Here is a 10,177-nt window from a genome sequence, read left to right as displayed (position 1 = left end):
CAGCCGGCGTCAACATCGCCGAGCCGCGCCGCGGCCCGGTGTTCAACGACTCCGAACTCGCCCTGCAGGCGGCGATCCAGGGCCAGGGCGCGGTGCTCGCACGCGGCTCGCTGACCGCACTCAAGTTGCGTGCGGGCTCGCTGATCGCGCCATTCGCGCAGCGCGTGGCCTCGCCGGCCACCTGTCATCTCGTCTACCCGCCGCAGCATGCGGACAAGCCGGCACTGCTGCTGTTCCGCGAATGGCTGTACGAAGAACTGCGCGCCTCGCCGCCGATGTACTGTCCCGAAACCCGATCCACTCGAAAGCCATGAACGACTTCGCCCCGCACATCACCAAGAAGCGCTTCGGCCAGCACTTCCTCCACGACAAAAATATACTAAGCCGCATTGTGGAATATGTGGCACCGAAGCCGGGCGAGCGCATCGTCGAGATTGGCCCGGGCGAAGGCGCGCTGACCCTGCCGCTGTTGCGCGCCGCCGGCGGCCTGACCGTGATCGAGCTCGACCGCGACCTGATCGAACCGCTGCGCAAGCGCGCGAGCGGGGTCGGCGAATTGACGATCGTGCATCGCGACGTGCTCGAAGTGGACATAACCGCCCTCGCCGCCGGCGCCACCATCCGTCTCGTCGGCAACCTGCCCTACAACATCTCCACGCCGATCCTGTTCCATTGCCTCGACCAGGCCGCGGCGATCCGCGACATGCACTTCATGCTGCAGAAAGAGGTCGTCGAGCGCATGGCCGCCGGCCCCGGCAGCAAGACCTACGGCCGGCTGTCGGTGATGCTGCAACTGCGCTGCGCGGTCGAACCGCTGTTCGACGTGCCGCCGACCGCGTTCGCGCCGCCGCCGAAGGTCGATTCCGCCGTCGTGCGCCTGGCGCCCTTGCCGGCCGACAAGCTGCCGCAGGCCGATTTCGAGATGATCGACCGCGTCGTCCGCGCCGCGTTCGGCCAGCGCCGCAAGACGCTGAGCAACGCGTTGAAAGGTGTGGCCGATGCGGACGATCTCGCCGCCGCGGGCATCGATCCGCGCTTGCGCGCCGAGCAGTTGGCGCCTGCCACGTTCGTCTCCCTGGCGCAGCATCTGCAGGCAAAAGGTTGATTCGCTCAGCGCCCCTGCGCACAATCCGGACATGAGCGACAACAGCCCCTATGCGATCAGCGTGGCCGTGCAGACGCAGTTCCTGCACGACCAGTCCACGCCGGACGCGAACCGCTACGCATTCTCGTACACGATCCGCATCGCCAATACCGGGCGCGTCGCCGCGCGCCTGATCTCGCGCCACTGGATCATCACCGACGCCAACGGCAAGGTGCAGGAAGTGCGCGGCGAAGGCGTGGTCGGCGAACAGCCGTGGCTGCGCCCCGGCGACGATTTCCAGTACACCTCCGGCGCCGTGCTCGAAACCGCAGTCGGCACGATGCGCGGCAGCTACCAGATGCTCGCCGACGACGGCCGCCGCTTCGATGCGGCGATCCCGCAGTTCACGCTGTCGATTCCGCGGACCGTGCACTGAAATGGCGGTCTACGCGATCGGCGACGTACAGGGCTGTTACGACGAACTCGCCCAGTTGCTCGAAAAAATCCGCTTCGATTCCTCGCGCGACACGTTGTGGTTCTGCGGCGACCTTGTCAACCGCGGCGGCCAATCGCTCGCCGTGCTGCGTCAGGTGCAGTCGTTCGGCAAGAGCGCGATCGTCGTGCTCGGCAACCACGACCTGTCGCTGCTCGCGATCGCCGAGCGCGAGGAGGCGGCGCAGGCGAAGACGAATCCCGAGCTGCGCGAAGTGCTGTTCGCGCCCGATCGCGATTCGATTCTCGGCTGGCTGCGCACGCGCCCGCTGCTGCATGTCGACCGCGCGCTCGATTTCGCCATGGTGCATGCCGGCTTCGCGCCGGGCTGGACCCTCGATCGTGCCGAACGCGCCGCGCGCGAGGTCGAGCAGCGCCTCGCCGGCGACGGCGCCAAGCGCCTGCTGCTCGCGATGTTCGGCAACAAGCCGGATCAGTGGTCGCCGAAGCTGCGCGGCATCGAGCGCCTGCGCGCGACGATCAACGTGATGACGCGCATGCGCTACTGCGACGTGCGCGGCCGCATCGCCTACGCCGAAAAAGGTGCGCCCGGCACGCAGAAGCCGGGCCTGTATCCGTGGTTCGAAGTGCCCGGACGCGTGCGCCACGACATGCGCATCGTCTGCGGCCACTGGTCGACGCTCGGCCGCTTCATGGGCATGGGCACCTATGCGATCGACGGCGGCTGCGTCTGGGGCGGCGAGCTGATCGCGTTGCGCCTCGACGGCGAGGAACCGCAGTTCATCGCGATCCAGTCGAAGCGGCCCAAGCCGGTCGGCAAGGACGCCGACTGAACGCAGTCGCTAATCGCCGATCCTTTCGTAGTCGACGAAAGTGAAGGCGTGTTCGTGCCTCGCATCGGCGCTGTGCGCCTCACGCGAAGTTTCCCGCCATTGCGCCGGATCGAAGCGCGGGAAATGCGCGTCGGCATCGCGCGCCTCGGTGTCGATCCAGGTCAGGTGCAGTCGCGTCGCGCGCGGCAATGCCAGGGCGTAGACCTCTCCGCCGCCGATCACCGCCAGTTCGTCGTCACCGGCTGCAGCGATCGCTTCGTCGAGCGAGGCAACCGCGCGCTGGCCGGCAGACGGCGCGTCGCCGCTGCGCGTCAACACCAGATTCGTGCGCCCCGGCAGCGCGCGCCCGATCGCGAGCGCGGTCTTGCGCCCCATCAGCACGGGCTTGCCGAGCGTCAACGCTTTGAAGCGCTTCAGATCGTCAGGCAGATGCCACGGCATCGCGCCGTCGCGGCCGATCGCGTAGTTGCGGTCGAGCGCGGCGATCAAGGAAATGGGCTGGCCCATCAGACTGCGATCGGCGCCTTGATCGCCGCATGCGACTGATAGTCCTCAATCGCGATGTCTTCGTAGCGGAAATCGTCGATCGACGTGACCGCCGGATTGAGCTTGAGTCGCGGCAGCGGCAGCGGCGCACGCGTCAATTGCTCGCGCGCCTGGTCGAGGTGATTCTTGTACAGATGCGCATCGCCGAGCGTATGCACGAAGTCGCCCGGCTCGAGGTCGCAGACCTGCGCGATCATGTGCGTGAGCAGCGCGTAGCTGGCGATGTTGAACGGTACGCCGAGAAAGATGTCGCCGGAGCGCTGGTAGAGCTGGCACGACAGGCGGCCTTTCGCCACGTGAAACTGGAACATCGTATGGCAGGGCTGCAGCGCCATCTTCGGCAGGTCGGCGACATTCCATGCGCTGACGATCAGGCGGCGCGAGTCGGGGTTCGCCTTGATCTGCTCGATCACCTGCGCGATCTGGTCGATGATCTTCCCGTTAGGCATACTCCACGCGCGCCACTGCTTGCCGTACACCGGCCCGAGATCGCCGTTCGCGTCGGCCCACTCGTCCCAGATGCCGACGCCGTGTTCCTTGAGATAGCCGATGTTGGTGTCGCCGCGCAGGAACCAGAGCAGCTCGCGCACGATCGACTTGGTGTGCAGCTTTTTTGTCGTCACGAGCGGAAAACCGTCGGCGAGGTTGAAGCGCATCTGCCAGCCGAACACCGACAGCGTGCCGGTACCCGTACGGTCGGCTTTCTCGTCGCCGTGTTCGAGCACATGGCGCAGCAGGTCGAGGTATTGACGCATCAGGCGGCTTCCTTCGTCGATACCGATACGTCGGCGGCGGCCGGGTCGGGTTGCAAGATCGGCGCGCGCCGCGACATCCACAGCAACACAAGGCCGATGATGACGAGCGGAAGCGACTGCACCTGCCCCATCGTCAGCCAGCCGAACGCGAGATAGCCAAGCTGCGCGTCGGGAATGCGCACGAATTCGACGGCGAAACGAAACACGCCGTAGAGCAGCGCGAACAGTCCCGACACGGCGTAGCGCGGCCGCGGCTTCAGCGAGAACACGAACAGCACGGCGAACATGACCATGCCTTCGAGCGCGAACTCGTAGAGCTGCGAGGGATGCCGCGCCTGGCCGTTGAGCTGGCCGGCCAAGTACATCTGATGCAGTTCCGCACGCGTCTTGTTCAAATCCTCGAGCGCGCTCGGGAAAATCACGCCCCACGGTTGATCGGTGAGCTTGCCCCAGAGTTCACCGTTGATGAAGTTGCCGAGGCGGCCGAGGCCGAGGCCGATCGGCACGAGCGGCGCGACGAAATCGATCGTGTCGAAGAAATGGACCTTGTTGCGTCGCGACCAGATCCAGCCGGCAAGCAGCACGCCGATCAGGCCGCCGTGAAACGACATGCCGCCGTCCCAGACGCGGAAGATCGCGAGCGGATCGTGCACTATCCAGTCGAGCGAAACGTAGGAAAGCATGTACCAGATGCGCCCGCCGAGGATGACGCCGAGCATGACGTAGAAGGCGAGATCGGAAAACGCTTCGTGACTGACCGGCAGCCTGCCCTGCTTGCGCCGGTACTCGCCGAGGAACCAGGCACCGGCGAAACCGAGCAGGTACATGATGCCGTACCAGTGCACGGCGACGGGGCCGAGCTGCAGCGCGATCGGATCGATATCGTGAAAATACGGCGACATTCAGTTCATGCCGGCAAAGCCGGCTTTTCATTTTATCTTCGGCTTTTCGATTTTTGCTCGCAACGATTCGCTAGCGCGGCAAGTCTAGCGGATTCGGGTAGGCTTGCGGAATGAAAAACCGCCTCGCCGCCGAAACCAGCCCCTACCTGCGCCAGCATGCCGACAATCCGGTCAACTGGTGGCCGTGGAATGCCGAAGCGCTGGTCGCGGCGCGCGCGCAGGACAAGCCGATCCTGCTCTCGATCGGCTACAGCGCCTGCCACTGGTGTCACGTCATGGCGCACGAGAGCTTCGAGGACGAAGCGACCGCGCGACTCATGAACGAAAAGTTCATTTGTATAAAAGTGGACCGCGAGGAACGGCCCGACCTCGACAAGATCTACCAGCTCGCACACCAGGCCTTGACCCGGCGCGGCGGCGGCTGGCCGCTGACCGTGTTCCTCGCGCCCGACGATCTCGCCCCGTTCTACGCCGGAACGTATTTCCCGAAGGAGGCGCGTTACGGCATGCCGCCGTTCGCCTACGTGCTCGAGCAGGTGCGCGGCTTCTGGGACACGCGCCGCGACGCGGTGCGCGCGCAGAATGAAACATTGCTCGAATTCCTCGCGAACCATGACGCATCCGATGCGCATGCCGGCGCGCTGGACGACACACCGATTCGCGCCGCACTCGCGCAGATCGAGCAGGGTTTTGATCGCGAGCATGGCGGCCATCTCGGCGCGCCGAAGTTTCCGCACTGCGCGGAGATGGAACTGCTGCTCAACATCGACTCCGCCGACGCGCGCGCGATGGTAGAACTGACCCTGGCGCGCATGGCCGAAGGCGGTATCCACGACCAGATCGGCGGCGGCTTCTGCCGCTACAGCGTCGACGAGCGCTGGGAGATTCCGCACTTCGAGAAGATGCTCTACGACAACGCGCAGTTGCTGCCGTTGTATGCAGAGCAAGCCGGCCATGCCGGTCTCGCGCGCGACCTGGTCGCCTGGCTTCTGCGCGAAATGACTACGCCTGCTGGCGGCTTCTACAGCGCGCTCGATGCGGATTCGGAGCACGAGGAAGGCAAGTTCTATCTCTGGCAGCGCGAGGAAGTGCGCGCATTGCTGGACGACGAGGAACTCGCCGTGGCCGAACGTCGCTACGGATTCGATCGTCCGCCCAACTTCGAGCATCACGCGTGGAATCCGGTCGCCGCAATGCCGGTTGCGCAAATCGCAGCCGAACTGGCGCTAGCGCCGGGCGAAACGCAAGCTCGCCTCGCCAGCGCCCGTGCGAAATTGTTCGCGGCACGCGCACAGCGCATCCGCCCCGGACTTGATGACAAGATTCTGACTGCGTGGAATGCACTCATGATCGCCGGCATCGCGCGCGCCTCGCGTTCGCTCGCAGCGCCGCCACTAATGGGCCTCGCCGACAACGCGCTCGACTGCCTGCACGCGAGCGCGTGGCGCGACGGCCGTCTGTACGCCGCCGCCGGAGAGCGCGCGACACGGTTTCCAGCCTATCTCGACGATCACGCCTTCCTGCTCGATGCGCTGCTCGAATGCCTGCAATGCCGCTGGAGCGATCATGATCTCGCCTGGGCGATGCAGCTCGCCGACACGCTGCTCGAACGCTTCGAGGATCGCGAGCATGGCGGCTTCTTCTTCACCGCCCACGACCACGAGAAGCTGATCCAGCGTCCGAAACCGTTCGCCGACGAAGCGTTGCCTTCGGGCAACGGCGTCGCCGCGCGCGCGCTGCAGCGGCTCGGCCACCTGCTTGGCGAAACGCGTTATCTGGACGCGGCCGAACGCACCCTGCACATCGCGTACGCGACGATGACGCAGATGCCGGCCGCCTGCGCGACACTGCAGCGCGCGCTCGACGATTTCCTGCATCCGCGCACGCTCGTCGTCGTGCGCTTCGACTCCGTCGAAGAGAACGACACGTGGCAGGCCGCACTGCGCGCCGCCGGCGATTCGCGCGGCATCGATGCGTATTTCGTCCCGGACCATGCCGGGGATCTGCCGGGTGCCATTGCCGCGCAAACGTACATCGCCGGCGGCGTCGCCTACGTCTGCCGCGGCACACAATGCGATGCGCCGCTGCGCGATGCGAGCGCGCTGCGCCTGCCGTAGGAATATCGACGATGGCGCTCAGCCGAACGGTTGGACGCCGATCAGCCAGCCATGCAGCCAGAATGCGAACAGCGCCCAGATAACGAGGCCTCCCGCCAGCGCTTTCGCATCACCCTGCCAAGTGCCCGAGGGATACGTCGTTCCGGCGCGGCCATCGCGCGCGCGACCGGCCCAGAACGCGGCCGCGCCCCAAACGCCGAAGCTGCCGAACAGCACCACATCGTGCAGCATGCCGGTCGCGAGCAAATGGCCGATCGACCAGACCGCCACGCCGAATGCCTGCGGATGACCTAGCACCGACTTGAAATGATTGCCCGGCACTTTGGCCGCGGCGAACAACACGAACGCGACCAGCGTGAACAGCGCATTCATATGCTTCCATGTCGCTGCCGGCACGTAGAGCAATTGCGCCTCATGCCGTGCGAGCACGAAGCCCCAGACGATGAGCACGAATCCGATAAGCGATACCGCGGTGTACAGCCCCTTCCAACGCGCCGCGCCGATGCGCGCGATTGTGCGGCTGCGCCAGCCGTCGGCGACGATGCGCACCGAGTGCACGCCGAGAAACAGGATGAGACCGAGTACCAGGATCGTCATGGTTACCTGCCAGTGAGCCGGTTCGAGAGCCGCCTGCACGCCGTTTTACCACCGAATTGCTACCGGGAATACTGCAGATTCCCTACCAGCTATCGGAAGAACCACCGCCACCGGACTCGCCGCCACCGCCGCTGAAGCTGTCACTGCTGGAGCTGGAGCTGCTGCCGCTATCGCTACTCGAACTGCTGCTGGAACCGCTGCCGCTGTCGAACGAGCCGACACCGCTGCCGCCCGCGTAGCGCCCCCCAGGCTGCGGGCAAAGAATCAACCCGAGCAGAAAGCTAATGCATGCCGTGAAAAACGACGGGAGCGTCGTCCAGTCCATTGCCTGCATCCAGTACCACGCGCTGGCGGCGCTCGCACCGCCAGCGACAAGTCCGCCGATCAGCGTTGGCAGAAAGAACAACAACAGGCGCAGAACGATCGACAGCAGCACAAGGACAAACACGATGAACAGCGGATTGCCGACGATGTCTTTGTTGTATCGGATATTTGATTTCGACGGCTCATCTACAGACGGCAACGCTTCGCCGTCGATCAACTTGACAAGCGCTCCGGTCGCGTCGTGAATGCCGCCGTAGAAATCGCCATCACGGAATTTCGGCTTGACGTAGTCGCGCAGGATGCGCGCAGTCGCCGCGTCCGGTATCGCGCCTTCGAGGCCACGCCCGACTTCGATGCGCATGCGGCGATCGTCTTTCGCCACGATCAGCAGCACGCCGTCGTCGACGCCTTTGCGCCCGAGCTTCCACTGGTCGAATGCGCGGATCGCGTATTGCGCGATGTCCTCGGGCTGCGTGGTATGCACGATCAGCACCGCGATCTGCGAACCCTTGCGGCGTTCCAGCGCGGCAAGTTCGGATTCGAGCGTCTGCTTTTGTGGCGGGTCCAGGGTCAGGGTCTGGTCCGTGACGCGCCCGCCAAGTTGCGGAACCGATTGCATCCCGTCCGTCGCTGCAACAACCAGCGCGGCCGCGCCACCGAGGCATAGAGCGAGGAGGAACCGGAGCAACGCGATCACAGCAGCACGGGCTCGTCCGACAATTCGTTCGGGCGCGGCGTACCGTCGGACGGAAAATGCCGGGCGAGAATCGCGCTGACCGCCTCGACGCCCTCGACCGCTCCTCGCTCGTATTCGCGCGCGGCGAAGCGTTCGCGCATGCGATCGCAGACCGCCTGCCACTCGGATTGCGGGACACGCGCCGCAATGCCGCGGTCCGCAACGATTTCGATCGCGCGCTCGGCCAGCAGTACGTAGATCAGCACACCGCTGTTGTGCTCGGTGTCCCATACGCGCAATTGCGCGAATACCTCCTGCGCGCGATCGCGCGACGTGCGCTTGCGCGCGAGGTCGCGCAACGGCATCGCGTGTTCGATCGCAAAGCAGACTTGTCCGACGTGCAGGCGCTCGCCGGCGGCGATCGCCTTATGGATCGCGTCGAGCGTCGCGCGCGGGAACTGCGCGCTGACGCGTGTATGCGCCACGAGATGTCTGGCCCAACGCATATCGTCCTCCTACCAGCTGCCCGATGCCCCACCGCCACCCGAACTTCCGCCGCCGCCGCTGAAACCGCCCCCGCTGCTCGAAATGCCGCCCCCTCCGCCCCCGAGCAACACATCCAACAGAAAACTGAAGACAAGACCGAGGAGATTCGAGAATAGCTCACCCCAGGTCATGCCGCCGACCCATTGTTGCGACGCGCCCTTCGGAGCAACCAGCCAACCCATCCAGGCGGTGATCGTCGCGATCCCGGCTAGGCCCACCGGAGTGAATACCGGCACATCCCCCGGCGCCGCGTTGTACAACTGGACGCCCGCGTGTTTTGCCCACAGGTACAACCCGACGACAACCAATGGCCCGACGAGCAACCCCGCCGCGCGCCGCGCGCCGATCGGCACGACCCGGATCGGAAAGATGCTGAATATACCGCTCAACAGCACGGAAACCGGCGTTCCCACCGCTCCGCCGATCAGCGCGATCGCAAGGATAACGAACCACCAAGGCCATGCGTTCTGCGCGTCGGACGATGCGGATCCATCGAGCGGTGCCGGCAGGGATTCGCCGTCGACGAGAGAGGTCAGCGCCGCGATCGCATCGTGCAGACCGAGGTAATAGTCGTTGTCGCGAAACTTCGGCGTGATGTATTCGCGAATGATGCGCGCCGCAGCCGCGTCGGGAATCGCGCCTTCGAGGCCGCGGCCGACTTCGATGCGCACGCGATGATCGTCCTTGGCCACGATCAGCAGCACGCCATCGTCGATGCCCTTGCGGCCCAGTTTCCATTGTTCGAATACGCGCGTCGCGTACGGCGCGATGTCTTCGGGCTGCGTGGTCGGCACGATCAGCACGGCGATCTGCGCACCTTTGCGCTGTTCGAGCGCGGCCAGCTCGGATTCGAGCTCCTGCGTCTGTTGCGCGTTGAGGGTGTCCGTCGTGTCGGTGATGCGCGCGGCAAGCAACGGAACCGACTGCAGGCCGTCCTGCGCGATCGCGCTCGTCAACGTCAGCGCATAAAGGAGACCAATGGCGGCCGTCCGCGTCGTGACGCGGCCGATCTTTCCGGAAAACATGAACAGCAATCGACGCACGCCAGCACTCGCAGGAATTGCGAATGCGCCGCGCATCTTCACCAGCTCCCAGAGGCGCCGCCTCCTCCGAACGAACCGCCGCCGCCGCTGAAGCCGCCACCACCTCCGAAACCGCCTCCGCCGAAGCCTCCACTCGGGAATCCACCCCAGCCGCCGCGGTTGGCAAAACCGCCACCGCCGCCGCCGAGCAGGCCGAGAACGAGGCCGACGACGCCGAGTCCGATCGCCAGCGGCACGATGCCGCCGGACAGCAGCCACGCAGCACCGCCGCCGACGAGCGCGGTGAGGCCGCCACGCGGTG

12 protein-coding genes and 1 pseudogene are annotated in these 10,177 nt (G+C 65.5%); 5 read left to right on the top strand and 8 right to left on the bottom strand.

Features of this window, described 5'->3' with window-relative positions:
• From VF497_RS09950 to VF497_RS09935, 4 genes are all read left to right on the top strand, one after another.
• Window positions 1-314 (top strand): LysR substrate-binding domain-containing protein (locus VF497_RS09950; RefSeq protein WP_330888199.1); only part of this gene is annotated, 314 nt, incomplete at its 5' end.
• On the top strand, window positions 311-1,105 hold the full coding sequence (gene rsmA / locus VF497_RS09945) for a 16S rRNA (adenine(1518)-N(6)/adenine(1519)-N(6))-dimethyltransferase RsmA (RefSeq protein ID WP_330888197.1): 795 nt from the start codon (window positions 311-313) through the stop codon (window positions 1,103-1,105). The genes VF497_RS09950 and rsmA, both read left to right, overlap by 4 nt.
• 31 nt (window positions 1,106-1,136) lie before the next feature.
• Entirely contained in the window at window positions 1,137-1,520 is a 384-nt protein-coding gene (apaG, locus tag VF497_RS09940; protein WP_330888195.1) for a Co2+/Mg2+ efflux protein ApaG, read from the top strand.
• A gap of 1 nt (window position 1,521) precedes the next feature.
• Window positions 1,522-2,370: a symmetrical bis(5'-nucleosyl)-tetraphosphatase gene (locus VF497_RS09935; RefSeq protein ID WP_330888193.1), complete on the top strand. Its 849-nt coding sequence runs from the start codon at window positions 1,522-1,524 to the stop codon at window positions 2,368-2,370.
• Between the two features lie 9 nt (window positions 2,371-2,379).
• Here the strand turns inward: VF497_RS09935 and VF497_RS09930 are convergent, their stop codons facing one another.
• Genes VF497_RS09930 through lgt form a run of 3 tightly spaced genes read right to left on the bottom strand, consistent with a single transcriptional unit; the run spans window position 2,380 to window position 4,573 of the window.
• On the bottom strand, window positions 2,380-2,877 hold the full coding sequence (locus tag VF497_RS09930) for a dihydrofolate reductase (RefSeq protein ID WP_330888191.1): 498 nt from the start codon (window positions 2,875-2,877) through the stop codon (window positions 2,380-2,382).
• Window positions 2,877-3,671 (bottom strand): thymidylate synthase, encoded by a 795-nt coding sequence (locus VF497_RS09925; RefSeq protein ID WP_330888189.1) that lies wholly within the window; start codon window positions 3,669-3,671, stop codon window positions 2,877-2,879. The genes VF497_RS09930 and VF497_RS09925 overlap by 1 nt, the downstream gene beginning before the upstream one ends.
• Window positions 3,671-4,573 (bottom strand): prolipoprotein diacylglyceryl transferase, encoded by a 903-nt coding sequence (lgt, locus tag VF497_RS09920; protein WP_330888187.1) that lies wholly within the window; start codon window positions 4,571-4,573, stop codon window positions 3,671-3,673. The genes VF497_RS09925 and lgt overlap by 1 nt, the downstream gene beginning before the upstream one ends.
• Window positions 4,574-4,683: 110 nt before the next feature.
• Between lgt and VF497_RS09915 the strand changes: the two genes are divergently transcribed.
• Window positions 4,684-6,690, top strand: coding sequence for a thioredoxin domain-containing protein (locus VF497_RS09915; RefSeq protein WP_330888185.1), 2,007 nt, complete (start codon window positions 4,684-4,686; stop codon window positions 6,688-6,690).
• A gap of 18 nt (window positions 6,691-6,708) precedes the next feature.
• Here the strand turns inward: VF497_RS09915 and VF497_RS09910 are convergent, their stop codons facing one another.
• The 5 genes and pseudogenes from VF497_RS09910 to VF497_RS09890 all read right to left on the bottom strand — a co-directional run.
• Window positions 6,709-7,287, bottom strand: a complete 579-nt coding sequence (locus VF497_RS09910) for an NnrU family protein (RefSeq protein ID WP_330888183.1) — start codon at window positions 7,285-7,287, stop codon at window positions 6,709-6,711.
• An 82-nt stretch (window positions 7,288-7,369) separates the two neighbouring features.
• Window positions 7,370-8,230 (bottom strand): YgcG family protein, encoded by an 861-nt coding sequence (locus VF497_RS09905; RefSeq protein WP_330888181.1) that lies wholly within the window; start codon window positions 8,228-8,230, stop codon window positions 7,370-7,372.
• A 74-nt stretch (window positions 8,231-8,304) separates the two neighbouring features.
• On the bottom strand, window positions 8,305-8,793 hold the full coding sequence (locus VF497_RS09900; protein WP_330888179.1) for a TPM domain-containing protein: 489 nt from the start codon (window positions 8,791-8,793) through the stop codon (window positions 8,305-8,307).
• Window positions 8,794-8,802: 9 nt separating this feature from the next.
• On the bottom strand, window positions 8,803-9,858 hold the full coding sequence (locus VF497_RS09895; RefSeq protein WP_330888177.1) for a YgcG family protein: 1,056 nt from the start codon (window positions 9,856-9,858) through the stop codon (window positions 8,803-8,805).
• Between the two features lie 56 nt (window positions 9,859-9,914).
• Window positions 9,915-10,177, bottom strand: a pseudogene (locus VF497_RS09890) (YgcG family protein); the annotation flags it as partial.

This window comes from Rudaea sp. (assembly GCF_036383415.1).
In the GTDB taxonomy this organism is placed as follows: Bacteria; Pseudomonadota; Gammaproteobacteria; order Xanthomonadales; family Rhodanobacteraceae; genus Rudaea.
This window is presented reverse-complemented; position numbering and strand designations above follow the sequence as displayed.